The sequence below is a fragment of the Kocuria sp. WRN011 genome, assembly GCF_002295155.1.
Classification (GTDB): domain Bacteria; phylum Actinomycetota; class Actinomycetes; order Actinomycetales; family Micrococcaceae; genus Kocuria; species Kocuria carniphila.
Map to the genome: position 1 here is coordinate 176854 of NZ_NSGI01000002.1, position 13581 is coordinate 190434.

The window sequence follows — 13581 nt, forward strand, 5'->3', positions numbered from 1 at the left end:
TAAAATCCCCTGAGAGTGTCGGGGACGCGCCCAAGCCTACTCGCCGCCGCAGACACGCTCAGCTCGTACGCTGGAGACATGAACGCTCACGCAGAGGCACCGTTGACCGGCCGCACCGTGGCCATCACCGCGCACCGGCGCGCCGATGAACAGGCGGGCGCTTTCGAACGGCAAGGCGCCCGGGTGCTGCACGCGCCGGCACTCAAGCTGGTCCCCGCCGACCAGGACGACGCCGTTCTGGCCGCCACCCGCGACATCCTCGCCTCGCGTCCGGAGACGGTCGTGATCACCACCGGCTACGGGCTCAAACGGTGGCTGGCCGTGGCCGAAACCGCCGATCTGCGTGACGACCTGGTGCACTTACTGCGCGAAACGGCGGTCTACGCGCGCGGTGCCAAGGCCAAGGGGCAGCTGCAATCGAAGCAGATCCCGTGCGAGTACACGGGCCAGTCGGGGCGCACGAGTGAGATCGTGGACGCTTTAATCGCTCGTGATTCACGCGGCACCGTGGCGGTTCAGGTACACGGCATCACCGATGAGGAACAGCTCACGCGGTTGTCCGATGCCGGTTTCCGGGTGCTCACCGTGGCCCCCTATCAGTGGGCCTCAGCAGACGAAGGCTCCAGGCTGGCCGACCTGACCCGCTCGATTGCCTCGGGAGACGTGGACTACGTGACGTTCACCGCCGCACCGGCCGCGGACGCGTTGTTCGACGCCGCCCGCGCCGCGGGCACGTACGAATCGCTGGTGAGTGCATTGAGGGGTGGTCATTGCACCGCGGTGGCCATCGGTCCCGTGTGTGTGCAGCCGTTGGAAGAGGCCGACGTGCTGGCCGTAGTGCCCGAACGGTTCCGACTGGGTGCCATGGTGCGTGCGGTGTGCGATCACGCCCGCGCGGAGGGCTCCGCAGACGGCTTGTAGGGCGTGGTGGCTACTGAGCTGACGCTCGTGCCTGTGCCTGTGCCTGTGCCTGTGCATGAGCCGGTGCCGACACAACCTTGATCCGGTTATCCGTGAACGGCCTGTTCGTAGTGCTCGATCACGAGTTCGATGAGTTCGGGCGGCGTGGGTGCATCCGGCAAGAGTAGAGGTGCAGCGGTGATGTCTGCGCCAGCTTTCAAGGTCTTGTTGTGGAAGAACCCCGGTGCCAGGAGATAGGTGGCCACCAGGACTCGGCCACTTGTGCTCACTCGGCCAGTCGCTGAGCCGCCCACTTGGCAGGACCCCGATCCACTCTCTGATCCACGCTCTTGGCCGTTTTCTAGGCCACTGGCCCGGTTGCTTGCCAAGTTGCCTGCTGATTCGCGGGCCTCCGCGACCGCGTCGCTGACGGTGGGTTCTGCCGCCGAGAGGAAGGCCACCTGAACCGGCACACCGAGCTCATGCGCGAGGTGATCAGCGGTGACTCGACAATCCCGCACGGCGTCAGGTTCGGAGGATCCAGCGGCGGCCATGAGCACGGTGTCGTTCTCGGTGATCGGCGCTGCACCTTGTTCTCGCAAGGCCTCGGTCAGACGTCGGGCCATGATGACGGACAGGCGCGGATCGGGTCCGAGGGCCGCAGCCACTCGATGTTCCGGATTCCCCTTGATGGCCCGAGCCATGTCCACGTACACGTGGTACCCGGCCGAAAGCAGCAGCGGAACGATCACGGCGGGCTCGCTCGCCAGTTCGCGGGTGCGGTCCGTCAGACTCGGTTCCTGGACGTCGACCCAGGTGTCGATCACGCGGACCGATTCGAGTTCCGCGCGGACCTCCTCGACGAGTTGCGCCACGGCGGCCTGACCCTCGGAGTTCCCGGTGCCGTGAGCGCAAGCCAGCAGAACGGGCCGCGCGTGCGCGGTTCTTTGGACAGCACCATTGGCCTGCGCGGCCGGTTCATCACGGGCCATCATGACCGCGCTTCCCGTCCCGGGTCCGGTGTGCCCGCGTCCGGTGTGTCCCCGTTCGACGCAGCTGAAACAGGGGCGTCTGAAGTAGGCATCTCCGACGCCGGCACGCCCGAGCCCGGCCGAGCGCCGTCGGCGAGCGCGTGCACCACGGGGCCGATCACGGTGACGGCGGGAGAGGCGCAGCCCGCGGCGGCGGCATCCACCACGGCAGTGGCGAGGGTCGTATAGGTGCTGCGTTCCTCGGGGCTGAAGCCCTTCTCCAGAACGGCCAAGGGTGTCTCCCCGGCCAGTCCGTGACGGGCCAGCCCGCTGACGGTCTGTGGCAGGGTGGCCATGCCCATGAGCAGCACGATGGTCGCCCCGGAGCGGGACAGCCCTGCGAGGTGCTCCAGCTCGTTCTCGTCCAGGGGGTCGTGTCCGGAGACCACGGTGAAGGACCGGCTCAGTTCACGGAAGGTCACCGGGATGCCGGCGTTCTCGGGAACGGCCACGGCGGAGGTGATCCCGGGGATCACATGGACGTCAACACCCGCCTCACGACAGGCCAGCAGTTCTTCGCCCCCGCGCCCGAACACGAAGGGGTCGCCACCCTTGAACCGGACCACGGTCTCCCCCGCCAGAGCAGCTTCGATCATCTGGGTCTGGATCTCGGACTGGGGTACGGGGTGGTGTCCGGGGCGCTTACCCACCGGAACCACCCGCACCCCGGGAGCCAGTTCGTCGGTGACGGCCGGGGCCAGGCGATCGGCGTAAATCACGTCCGCGTGCGCGAGCGCGTGGAGACCCGCGGCGGTGATCAGTCCCGGATCACCGGGGCCGCCTCCCACCAGGGTGATGCTGCCGCGGGTTCGTTCGGCAACTCGTTCCACGCTCACCGGCAAAGCGGCACCAGCGGTGGCGAGCGCGCCGCGCCAGACATCAGCGCCATCGAGGGCGTCGGCGGAATCCGTGGTCTCGGGAACAGCGATGACCGCGTAGCCCACCCCACTCAGTGATCGCGATGACACGTCCTCCGGGCGGTCGAATTCCACGACCCCGGCGGCGGCGCGCTGGTAGGTGTCGCGCAGCGTCGTCGTCAGTCGTCGAGGCCCCAGGAGGGCGACCGTGACGGAACCGAGGTCGACGTGGGCGTGCATGAACTCTCCCGGGAATCGAGGCTGAACCCCGAGCATCCGGGGCGGGTCGCAGTCGATGCTATCGGTGCGAGCTCCCAATCCCGCAGGCCACGCGTGCGTTAGCCGCGTGCATTACCTCGCGTGACTCGTGTGCCGACTCAGCGGCGCATCTGCTCGTTGTACCCCACGCTGCGGTCCACGGATCGTTGCCGGTTGACCAACCAGCGCGTGCCGCCCGGTAAATGGGCGATGGCCGACTTGACCCGCACGCGACGCTGCGTGGGCATCATCTCGGCAGCGCGCTTGAGATGCTCCTTGGCGTCGTCCCCGCGGCCGTCACGCAGTGCCTGTTCCGCTTCCGACGCCGCCGCGAGCGGAGACCCGTAGTTGAGTCGCCGCAGCAGTTTGGCACGTTCTTCGGTGCTGAATTTTCCGTCGAAACGCCGCAGGGTTTTCTGCAGGGCCAGCTCCTCACCCGCGGCCATGCGATCGCGCTGGGACTGCATGGAGCCCCCGGTCCACGAAATAATGTTCGTGACCTCGTCCACGCGGTCGAAACGCCAGCCGGAGTAGATGGCGCGCAGCCACAGTTCCCAGTCCTCCACGAAGACCTGTTCCGGGTCGAAAGTTCCCACCTCGGTGAAAAAGCAGCGCGGGAACAATCCGTAGAGGCTACCGATGTTGTATTCCAGAATCACCGAGCGCTGTTGATCGGCTTCGGGCATCTTCTCGCGGTACTGCAGACGCCCGGAGTTGATCCCGCCCGTGGTGCATTGGAAGGCGTTGGCATAGACGACGGTTCGGGACGCGCTCTCGTTGGTGTCGAGTTCCTCGTAGCGTTCCAAGAGCGTGCTGAGGTGGTTCGGAAGCAACGTGTCGTCCGCGTCGAGGAACGTGATGAAATCCCCGGTCACCATGGTCAGCGCTTGATTGCGAGCGGCCCCGCAGCCCGCGTTGTCCTGACGAAGAACACGGACCTCGCGGCCGGGCCGGCTGAGTGCCTCGAAGCCTTCGAGCACTTGCGATGTATGGTCCGTGGACCCGTCGTCCACGATGAACAGCTCGATGTTCGGATGGGTCTGCCGCAGCACGCTGCTGATGGCCTGACCCACCAGGTCCTGGCCGTTGTACACCGCAATCACCACGCTGATGAGCGGGTATTCGAGTTCGGTTTCCCTGTTGTCGTTCACGTTGATTCCCCCTGTAGTGACGAGCACGCTCTCCCCTGCGTGTCTCGCCTCCAGTCTAGGAAGTGGCCACCGCGCGGCGCCCCTGATGATTCGTCCACATATAAGGGCACGAATCCGTGAAATCAACGATCCCGCCGCGCCAGATGTTGGGGGGTGTCGTTACAGTTTTGAATGCGAACACTTTGGGGAACGGTCCGTACCGCTTTCGCGCGGGTCGTGAGCGTTTGCATTTATTCAAGGGGGAGATGAGTGAATCTCAATCAGTACATGCGCTGCTTGAAACAGCAGTGGTGGATCGTTGTTCTGACCGCGGTGCTGGGACTCATCGCGGGCGCGGGTTCTGCCCTGATCATGCCGAAGTCCTACGAGTCCCAGGCGCAGGTGTTCGTCAACGTGGCCAACCCTCAGTCGGTCACCGACCTGCAGATGGGTGAACAGTTCGCCATGGCCCGTGCCGGTTCGTACGCGCAGGTGGCCACGACCAATTCGGTCTTGCAACCGGTGGTGGATGAACTCGGTCTGGACGCCACGCCGGAATCGCTGGCCGAATCCGCCGTGACCGTGACCAATCAGCCCAACACCGCGATGATCACGATCACCGCCACGGGAGATGCACCCGAGGACACCGCGCGCCTGGCGCAGGCCACCGCCGAAAGTCTGGTGGAGGTCGGCCAGTCGCTGGAGTCCGGACCGCAGCGCGGCGAACAAGCCGGAGTCAATCTGACCGTGGTGCAACGCGCGGCGACCCCGGAGAATCCCGCCGCGCCCTCCCTGGTGCTCAACACCGCCCTGGGTTTCTTCGTGGGTCTGGTTCTCGGATTGCTGATCGTCCTGGTGCGCGGTGATAAGCCGTCCTCTCGTTTACGACGACTGCAAGCCGGAGGCTCTCATGAGCGCTGAGCACGACAATCCGTCACGACCCACACGAACCACCCCGCGCGATGCCGTGGTGGTGTGCCCCACCGAGTACGGAGGGCAGCTCGAGCACGCCGCTGACCTCGCGCTCGCGCTGCTGGAGGATCCACAGGCCGACCGGGTGTGGCTCGTGTCCCGCCCGGGTGCCCGGGAGTACCTTGGCTGGGGATCGGATCATCCGATTCAGGTCGTGGAGACGGTGCCGCCGCGGCGCCCCCAGTCCCCCGAGTCCAAGCTCGGCAAACTCGTCAAGCCCGTTCTTCAGGTCGCGGATCTGCTGCGGGAGCACGCCGCCGTCCGCTCGGTCGCCAAACAGGCCGACGGCCGTGCCGTGCTGGCCCTGGATTCCACCAAGTACCCGTTGCCGCGCGTCCTGTGCGCGTCCCGGAACCAAGCGGTATCGGTCTTCGTGCACAACGCCCAACCACACTTCGACCTCACGAACCCGTCCGTGCGCGAACGCGTGCTGCTGTGGCTCGAGCGCTCGTGCGCCCGCCGATCCGATCAGGTGATCACCCACGGTCAGGACCAGGGGGAGATCGTGCGCGGTTACACGGCCAAGCCGGTGACCGCGGTGGACCTGCCGGTGTCCTCACGTCTCGAACTGGCCGATGCACCAGCATCCAGTGCGATTCCGAGCACGCCCTACGCGCTGTGCATCGGTGAGTTGCGCGCCAACAAGGGCATCGAGCTGGCCATGGACGCCGCGGTGCGCGCGGACATCCCATTGCTCGTGCGCGGTGCCGCAGAGAGTCCCGAACTGTCCTATTCGCTCGCGCGCCGCGCGGCGGCCGGCCGCTGCGTGGACTTCGCGGACGAGTTCCTGTCCCGCGAAGACTTCAACGCGTTCATCCTCAACGCCGCGGTCATTGTGCTGCCCTACACCCACTTCGACGCGCACAGCGGCGTGCTCGCCAAGGCCGTGGGAGCCGAGGTGTCCGTGGTGTCCTCGGACCTCGCCTCCTTGCGCGCCCAAGCCGGCGACTACCCGCACTTCACCGCCGCGGACGTGCACGACACCGATGCTTTCGGTGCAGCCCTGCGCACGGCGTTCGACGCCGCCGTGTCTGGCTCACGCGACAGCTCGCGTCAGCCGGTGGGCGAGGGTTCGGGGCACGGAACGCACGCGGCGGCGGCGTCGGCCTCGAAGCACCAGGACTGGGCGCCGTCCGTGGCCGCGGTGATGAGCGCGGAGCGAGCGTGAGGCAGCGGCCGCTGTGGGCCATCTGGGCCCCCAAGCACGTGCGGCTGCCCAAGCGCGGTGCCCTGCCCGAAACCGGCACGCGTCTGGACCGCAACCTGTCGCGAGCGCTGCTGGTGTTGTCCGCTCTGCCGTTCGCCGCGCTACCCATGGGGTCGAACACCAACCTGCCCCTGACCAGTGTGGTGGCCGTGGCGTTGATTGCCCGCTGCGCCAAGTACATGCCCATCATGTGGACCGCGCTGCTCGTGGCGACCGCTCCGTTCTTTGCCGCGGCTGTGCGGATGTTCATCAGCCCGGAACCGTGGCAGGTCGCCGGGTCCGTGACGTGGGTCGTGTTCACCCTGCCCTTCGCGGGTGCTGCGGCGGCCATCGTGTTCCTGCGCTACCGGGCGATCGCGTGGTTGAGCTGGACCATTCTGCTCAGCGCCGCGTACGCACTGGTGCAGAAGTACATTTTCTTCGACATCCTCGACACCGTGCCGTTCGAGTCCTTCTACGACTTGCCCGGTTACGCCAATGTCTCCGAGTTCACCGAGACGTTCCTGACGTACGTGCGCCGACCGTTCGGGATGTTCCCGGAGACCTCGTTCATGGTGGGCTCACTGTCGCTCATGGTCATGGCACTTGTGATCCTGGTGCGCCACTACCACCGCACCATCAACCTGCGGGACGGCGTCGCCCTGACGCTGGTGCTGTGGGCCGTGGCCATTTCAGGCTCCGGAAGCGCCGTGGTCGTGCTGGGCGTGGTGCTGATCGCCGCGATTGCCCCGTACGCCGCCCGCAACGCGTGGGCCAGCATCATTCTGGTGCCCGCGGGACTCGCCGGTGCCGTGGCCATCGGTGCGCGCACGCTCCAGGACCGCAGTGAATCCTTCAATTGGTCCTGGTCCGATCGCTATTCGTCGATCGCCGCCTCCGTGCGGTATTTCTTCGCGGACCCCGCCGTGTTCCTGTGGGGCGTGGGCCGCGGCAACACCAATGAGATCTTCCTGACCCACCGCATGCCGCTGGGCGATCTGCAGCACTACAATCCGCTGCCGGACATCTACAGCGTGACGGGGCGGGTCATCCTGGAGAGTGGCATTTTCTTCGGGCTGGGTCTGGTGCTGATCATGTCCGTGCTGATCCTGCGCGCCGGTGGGCGGAATCCGCTGTGGCTCGGTGTGTGCGCGTTCATCGTGTGGGCCGTGATCTCCGGCCTGACCATCAGCTACGACTCCGCCTTCTGGATCTGGGGCATGGCGGGTATCTGCCTGGGGCTGGAGCTGACCCGTTCCTGGCCGGATCCGCCGGCGCCTTCTTCGACCGACCCGCGATCAAGCTCGAACACCCATCCCACCGAAAGGTTGCCTCATGCGCATTCTGCACATCGTCAATGACGCCGACACCGGCGGCGCCCAGACGCTGATCGAGCAGTTGCTGCGTGTGACCCGCCCCGGGGACGAGGCACACCTGCTGGTCCTGCTCTCCCCGGCGTCGCTGTCCTCCCGACTCGAGTCGGTGGCCACGAGCACCACGTACTCGGGAATGTCCCGCAAGTCCGTGGTGCCGGCCAAAGGCGTTCGCGACGTGCTCCGCTTGGTGAAGAAGCACAAGATCGACGTGGTGCACTCGCACCTGCACCAGTCCGATCTGATCAATGAGCTCACTCCACACGGTCGCCCGAGGGTGTCCACGCTGCACTCGAGTCTGGATGTCTCCTCCAACCCCGTGGCCAAGGTGGTCTGGCGGACGGTGGCGGGACTCTCCGGACGATTCGAAGCCGTGGTGGCGTGTTCGGCCTCCGCCAAGGACTTTGCCGCGAAGCTGGGCTACCGGTTCCCGGTGAATCAGATGCGGATCGTGCACAACGGCAGCGCCACGGCCAGTGCTCCCGCCCCGGAACCGTCAGGGGACCCGGTCTTCGTGCACCTGGCTCGCTTTGCAGAGCCCAAGGACCACCCCAACCTGTTCCGCGCGTTCGCGAGGGTGCGCGAACGGGTCCCCGGGGCCACCCTGGTGTGCGCTGGGCACGGGGTGGACAACGACAACCGGGAGCTCACCCGCGAACTCGACCGGCTGGGCATCCGCGACGCCGTGTCTCTGTTGGGACCGGTCGACAACGTGCGCGAGCTGATCCGTACCGCCCACGCCGTGGTGTTCTCCAGCTACCACGAGGCACTGCCCATGGCCGGCATCGAGGCCATCGGTGAAGGGGTCCCCGTGATCACCACCGACACCGGGGACGCCAAGGACCTCACCGTGGATGAGCGTGCCGTGGTTCCGGTGCGGAATTCCGAGGCATTGGCTGAGGCCATGACCTGGTACGTGCAGCAGTCGCCGGAGGGCCGCGAGCACATGCGACAGGCCAGCTGGGACAGGGCAGCCACGGAATTCGACGCGCTGGTCACGGCCGATACCTACCGCCAGCTGTACGTGCAGCTGCTCTGAGGGTGCTCAGGCCGGTGCTTGGGCGGCGTCGCGCTCGTTGAGAACGTCGTCGCGGCGTCGGATCCGCTTGAACGCGCCCAGGAACACGACGCCCAGGACGAACGCACACACGCCGATGCTCAAAACGTCTCCAAGAACCTGGGCGAGCAGCGCGAAAGCCACGGCCGCAGCAGCGGCGACCAACACCATGCCCAGCCATACAAGCACGTGCTTGGCCCACGAACCGCTGGTTTCGGTGCGCTCGCTGAAGTAGATCTGCACGGGCACGAGCAATAACAGCGGAGCCACAGCAGCCAGCATCACGTAGCCCAGGTCTCCGGTACCGGACGCGAACCACACCGCCGGCAGGGTCAGCAACAGGACAGCCAGACTGATGAGCGAGGCGATCAACGGGTTCCCGCGCAGGGTCATGATCAGGTTGGGTACCTGGCCCATGGCCTCGGCCATCACGCCCACGACCACCACAGCCAGAGCCGGAGCCGCGAACGCGAATTCGGAGCCGAGCCACACCGTCAGCAGCTCATTGGGAAGCGCCGCAAGCGGCACGCTGATCAGCAGTCCCACCAGCAGGGACACGGTGAAAGCCACCCGGATGTGCTCCCCGGCCTCCCCCAGCGCAGATTTTTTAATGGGGTACGCGAACGGCATCACGATCCAACTGATGATCAACCGGGCGCTCTGGAACACACGCATGAGCGCGCCGAACGCCGTGGCCGCCTGCAGACCCAGCGTGGGGCCCACGATGAACAGCGGCAACTGATAGACACCCAGAAGTGACAGCGAACCGATGGAGAGCACCGAAGACATCTTCAACAACGGCTTGCCCTGCAGTCGCCACGCACCGCGGATCATCCGGGGCAGCCCAAACCGCTGGTACACGGCCCAGAAACACACGAGCGGCGGAAGCAACAGCGAAACACACTCCACCATCACGATCGCGATCAGCCCACCCTCCAGCGGGATCAGCAGTGCATAACCCGCCGCTCGCCCCAGGATGGCGACCACGGCGGCCTTACGTTCGATGTCTGGGCGGTTCAGGGCCCACAGAATCGAATTGCACGCGCGCCCCAGTACGGAGAAGAACAGCGTGGCACCCGCCGCAATCACCAGCGGTAGCACGGCATTGCGGTCCTGTTCCGGGACGTCCACCGTGGTCAGGTACAGCGGGAAAGCCACGAAGTACAGGGCGGTGAGCACCACCGACAGGACCGAGAACACTGCGAGCGCCACCGCCACGAAACTGCGCCGATCCCGCCGATGTTCAGCGTTGTCCGGGATGTCGGTCAGGGTGCGGACGATGCCCGTTCCCAGGCCGAAATCGGACATCGTCAGCAGCTGAATCGCGCTGGAGGCCAACACCCACAGACCGTACGCTTCCGCCCCCACGATCGTGATTGCGAACGGGTAGAGCAGGAGTAGTCCGAAGACGCTGGTGAACCCCGAGATGTAGTTCCAGGCAATGTTGGCGCCCAGGCGGGACTCGCCGGCTTCGGTGGCCTTGTCGGTGAGGAGTGAGTGCTTAGCCATTCGCGGGCGACCGCCCTTCCCACTGCGAGAGCAGTTCAACGACTCGTGTGACCACCACGTCGCGGGCGGTGCGGGACAGGATGGAATGGTCCACGTTGGGTAGGTACTCCTCGCGGATGTCGCGGCCGCGCCCGGTCAGCCGCGCCACGGCTCGCGGGGTCAGGGTTTCGCGGTAGCGGGGCTCGTCCTGCGGTCCGACCAGCAGCACCACGCGGGCATTGCGACTAGCGCGGTCCAGGATGTAGTCGGCAATGGATGCCTCGGGGTGCCGCGCAATCAGGTTCCAGACCGGTTCGGGCGCGTAGTGGCGCAGCGCGTAGGAGCCTTTTTCCTTGACGGCACCAAGGACGCTCTGTGCCGCCGACGCCGCCCCGGCCACCTTGTCCTTCACCGCGTCCCTGCGCGGCGTGGCCGGGCGGGCGAGTTCCTCCTTGGCCTGCCGGGAGGTGAGCGCGGCGGCGTGCAGTCGGGCGTCGGCGTCGTACGTCTTACGCAGCTCGTCGAAGAACTCTTGCTTCATGCGCCATTCGTTCTGGTTGAGCAGGATCATCCCCTCCACCGGAATGCCCTCAGGCTCGCGGGCGGCGCACAGCGTGTCCCACGCGCCCGAGCACAGCACCGTGGCCACCACGGTCGAGTTGAAGTGGTTGTTCAGCCACTGAGCCTGCTCGCGCATGGCCTGGGCATTGGCGTGCCGGTACGGGTTGGGATCGCGGTCCGCCCAGAGTTCGGCGCGATCCGCGGCGCCGTCGCGATCGGCACGCAGGCTCGCTACCCCGTGTCCGGCGAGTTCCCGCGCGGTCTCGGACCACAGTGCGGAACCGTCGCGCGGTTCGGAGGCACCCGGGGCGTAGAACGTGACGGGCTTATCCGTCCACGAGGCAATCGGGCGGCCAGGCTTGTCGGTGAGCACCGGGCCCGTGAGTACGCCCATGTAGTCCTTGGGCTCGACCCGCACGATCTCCTCGGCACACTCGACCCCGGTGGGAGCGGTGAATTCATTGCGCAGTGGTCCGCGGCCGTCGCCTCCCACGGGGGTGAGTACGGGGCGCGGAAGCATGCGGATCAGCTGATCCAGGATGTCGTAGTGCACGCGGGTGTCCAGGGACTCCACGCCGTACATGACCTTGGCGCGCGGTTGATCCTTCTCACGGAAGATCGCCACGTGCTCCGGCAGGTTCGCGAGTTTGCGGGGGTCGCGCAGACTGGAGAGTTGCGCGGCCTGCTCGTTCCCCAGGCACAGCCCCATGAGGTCCACGCGGTCGCCCACGGGGATATCGGGCAGGGTCGCATTGCGCAGTCGGGACCACTGCTTCACGAAGACGGACCCCGCCACGGGTTCCCACGCGATCACGTGATCGAAGTGCTCGGCGATCCCGGCGAGCAGGGTGGCTCCCATCCGGTGACCGATGGCCCACACGGGAAGCTCCTCCGTCCCGCACACCTGACGCGCGTGGGCCGCGGTATCGAGCAGGTCCTGCCGCCAGGCTTCCACCACGTTCTGATCCGGCTCCAGCGCGTGCGAATCTCCCACTCCGCGGTAGCACGCCCGGGCCACGCAGTAGCCCTCCGAGGCCAAGAGCATGGCCAATTGCCTGTTGGAGCGATAAGCCTGAATGTGTTCGCGACCCACCGGTGGTGCGAGTAGCACGAGCCCTCGTGCCTGCCCGTCCACGGGGGTGTGGATCCACGTTTGAAGTGCGTCGGTTCCGCGACGGGTCCACATCGCCTGTCCCGGAATTCCCGCATAGTTGCCTTGTTGCATAACTCTCCCCTGTAGTTCTCGTGCCCGTAGTGCATCAGTCGTCATGGTGTCGACGGTGCGCCCAGCGCCTTCTTCTCCAGGAGGGGTACGTGCACCCCGTAGATCTCGCACAGTCGGTCTCGTTGAATCTTGCGGCAGTTCTCCCACAACGCCTGCTGGGACCAGCCGCACAGGTGGTCCCGGGTCTCCGGATCCACGATCTCGTTCCAGCGCGCGGCCACGTCCTGGGGGGTGTCCACGACCAGCGGCAGGCCGGAATCGTCGAACACTCGGATGCGGCGCACGATCACCGGGATGTGGTTCGCGGCGGCCTCGAGCACCGTGATGGGGAACCCTTCCCAGCGCGCGGTGTGCAGATAAACGTCCGCGGTCTTGAGCTGCTCCTGTACTTGTTCGTGGGAGATCCAGCCGGTGACCTTGATGCCGTAGTCGCGGAACAACTGCTCCACGTCCTCGTCACCGCCACCGACCCAGATGGGGGCCACCCGGAATCCGGCATCGCGAATGGCCTGGACCGTCTCCGCGAAGAACACCGGGTCCTTCTGGGCCGTGAGGCGACCGGCACCGGCCAGGACCAGCGGTTCGTCCGCACCCTTGGTGGGCTTGCGGACCGAGTCCGGTTCGGCCACGTTGGGCACGTAGACCGTGCGCGGGGACACCGGTCCCCAGTGGGCCACGTTGTTCTCCGCCTTGGAACAGCCCGCCAGCACGTCCGTACGTGCGGCCAGGGCACCTTCGAGGGCCCAGAAGCCCAGGCGGGTCAGTCGCGAATGGTCCAGGCGAGAGAACGACCACGCGTGCGGCGTGTACACCTGCTTGATGTGGGCCAGTGCGGGGTCGAAGTACTTCTGTACCTTGCGCCGCAGTGGGCCGCGCTCGGCCAATTTCTCGGCACGGAGACGACGCCGCCGCTGGCCTTCGCGCAACAGGTCACCGTGTCGCTCGGCGCGGGTCGTGGGGGCCCCGGGTGTGCGCAGCGGGGACAGCGTGTCCACCGGTTTACGCGGTAGGTGCCCCACGGCCAGGCGCGCATACACACCGGCGTAGCTGGAGTGGGAGTGGATGACGTCCGGGTGGATCTCGCTGATGGCCCAGCGGGTGGCTTTCAAATTGGCCAGGTGGCCGCCGGGAAGGAAACGCACGGACGCGAAATCAGTGTCCCACTCGTCCTCGAGGTTCACGGCCTCCGGTCGCAAGTGGCACAACAGATGGTGATCGCATTCCGGGGTGGCCCGGGCGTAATCGCGTACCGCCGCGGCCACTCCCCCGCCGAACGCCTCGACCACGTGCAGCACCACGGGCCCGCGCGGCGGCTCCGGATCGTGGGCTTCTCGATGCGGAGCCAGCAGGGTGCGCGTTCCATGCCGAGCACCGGGGTTCTCGCGGCGCGTCGGCTGCATCAACGTGCCCGTGGCAGGCGAACTGGAACCGGTCATCTATATCCCCCTGATGAAACGCGCACCGCTTATGGGTCAGCGGCGTGCCTGGTCAGCGTGATGAAAACACGCAGGTCACGGGATCCCCACCCGTATTTATGACCCTC

General features: G+C 66.5%; 11 protein-coding genes. 5 read left to right on the top strand and 6 right to left on the bottom strand.

Features of this window, described 5'->3' with window-relative positions; all coding sequences use genetic code 11:
• Positions 1-78 precede the first annotated feature (78 nt).
• Positions 79-921 carry a uroporphyrinogen-III synthase gene (locus CKW39_RS03580; protein WP_095796795.1) on the top strand — a complete coding sequence of 281 codons (843 nt, stop codon included), beginning with the start codon at positions 79-81 and terminating at the stop codon, positions 919-921.
• Positions 922-1007: 86 nt separating this feature from the next.
• Here CKW39_RS03580 and CKW39_RS03585 read toward each other — a convergent pair whose 3' ends face one another.
• The 3 genes from CKW39_RS03585 to CKW39_RS03595 all read right to left on the bottom strand — a co-directional run bounded on the left by CKW39_RS03585 (position 1008) and on the right by CKW39_RS03595 (position 4197).
• Positions 1008-1895: a sirohydrochlorin chelatase gene (locus tag CKW39_RS03585; RefSeq protein WP_254049257.1), complete on the bottom strand. Its 888-nt coding sequence runs from the start codon at positions 1893-1895 to the stop codon at positions 1008-1010.
• A complete protein-coding gene (gene cobA / locus CKW39_RS03590; protein ID WP_095796796.1) occupies positions 1892-3028 on the bottom strand; it encodes a uroporphyrinogen-III C-methyltransferase in 1137 nt (378 codons plus the stop codon). The genes CKW39_RS03585 and cobA overlap by 4 nt, the downstream gene beginning before the upstream one ends.
• A gap of 137 nt (positions 3029-3165) precedes the next feature.
• Positions 3166-4197, bottom strand: a complete 1032-nt coding sequence (locus tag CKW39_RS03595) for a glycosyltransferase family 2 protein (protein ID WP_095796797.1) — start codon at positions 4195-4197, stop codon at positions 3166-3168.
• Positions 4198-4446: 249 nt separating this feature from the next.
• On the opposite strand from CKW39_RS03595, the gene CKW39_RS03600 reads away from it, so the two are divergent.
• Genes CKW39_RS03600 through CKW39_RS03615 form a run of 4 tightly spaced genes read left to right on the top strand, consistent with a single transcriptional unit; the run spans position 4447 to position 8746 of the window.
• Entirely contained in the window at positions 4447-5097 is a 651-nt protein-coding gene (locus tag CKW39_RS03600; RefSeq protein ID WP_238663283.1) for a YveK family protein, read from the top strand.
• Positions 5087-6316 carry a hypothetical protein gene (locus CKW39_RS03605; protein ID WP_095796798.1) on the top strand — a complete coding sequence of 410 codons (1230 nt, stop codon included), beginning with the start codon at positions 5087-5089 and terminating at the stop codon, positions 6314-6316. The genes CKW39_RS03600 and CKW39_RS03605 overlap by 11 nt, the downstream gene beginning before the upstream one ends.
• Positions 6313-7695 (top strand): hypothetical protein, encoded by a 1383-nt coding sequence (locus CKW39_RS03610; RefSeq protein WP_254049258.1) that lies wholly within the window; start codon positions 6313-6315, stop codon positions 7693-7695. Before CKW39_RS03605 ends, CKW39_RS03610 begins: the two co-directional genes overlap by 4 nt.
• Positions 7670-8746 (top strand): glycosyltransferase, encoded by a 1077-nt coding sequence (locus CKW39_RS03615; protein ID WP_095796799.1) that lies wholly within the window; start codon positions 7670-7672, stop codon positions 8744-8746. Before CKW39_RS03610 ends, CKW39_RS03615 begins: the two co-directional genes overlap by 26 nt.
• Positions 8747-8752: 6 nt before the next feature.
• Here the strand turns inward: CKW39_RS03615 and CKW39_RS03620 are convergent, their stop codons facing one another.
• From CKW39_RS03620 to CKW39_RS03630, 3 genes are read right to left on the bottom strand one after another with little or no spacing between them, the layout of a single operon-like run.
• Positions 8753-10273: a lipopolysaccharide biosynthesis protein gene (locus tag CKW39_RS03620; RefSeq protein ID WP_254049259.1), complete on the bottom strand. Its 1521-nt coding sequence runs from the start codon at positions 10271-10273 to the stop codon at positions 8753-8755.
• Complete coding sequence (locus tag CKW39_RS03625; protein ID WP_238663286.1) at positions 10266-12038, bottom strand: hypothetical protein; 1773 nt, start codon at positions 12036-12038, stop codon at positions 10266-10268. The genes CKW39_RS03620 and CKW39_RS03625 overlap by 8 nt, the downstream gene beginning before the upstream one ends.
• Before the next feature lie 41 nt (positions 12039-12079).
• Positions 12080-13474, bottom strand: coding sequence for a glycosyltransferase family 4 protein (locus CKW39_RS03630; RefSeq protein ID WP_238663287.1), 1395 nt, complete (start codon positions 13472-13474; stop codon positions 12080-12082).
• Positions 13475-13581 lie beyond the last annotated feature (107 nt).

What these genes read in the sequence shown, in the direction of transcription:
- CKW39_RS03580 (WP_095796795.1), top strand. Translation starts at nt 79, where the DNA reads ATGAACGCTCACGCAGAGGCACCGTTGACCGGCCGCACCGTGGCCATC.
- CKW39_RS03585 (WP_254049257.1), bottom strand. Translation starts at nt 1,895, where the DNA reads ATGATGGCCCGTGATGAACCGGCCGCGCAGGCCAATGGTGCTGTCCAA.
- cobA (WP_095796796.1), bottom strand. Translation starts at nt 3,028, where the DNA reads ATGCACGCCCACGTCGACCTCGGTTCCGTCACGGTCGCCCTCCTGGGG.
- CKW39_RS03605 (WP_095796798.1), top strand. Translation starts at nt 5,087, where the DNA reads ATGAGCGCTGAGCACGACAATCCGTCACGACCCACACGAACCACCCCG.
- CKW39_RS03615 (WP_095796799.1), top strand. Translation starts at nt 7,670, where the DNA reads ATGCGCATTCTGCACATCGTCAATGACGCCGACACCGGCGGCGCCCAG.
- CKW39_RS03620 (WP_254049259.1), bottom strand. Translation starts at nt 10,273, where the DNA reads ATGGCTAAGCACTCACTCCTCACCGACAAGGCCACCGAAGCCGGCGAG.
- CKW39_RS03625 (WP_238663286.1), bottom strand. Translation starts at nt 12,038, where the DNA reads ATGCAACAAGGCAACTATGCGGGAATTCCGGGACAGGCGATGTGGACC.
- CKW39_RS03630 (WP_238663287.1), bottom strand. Translation starts at nt 13,474, where the DNA reads ATGACCGGTTCCAGTTCGCCTGCCACGGGCACGTTGATGCAGCCGACG.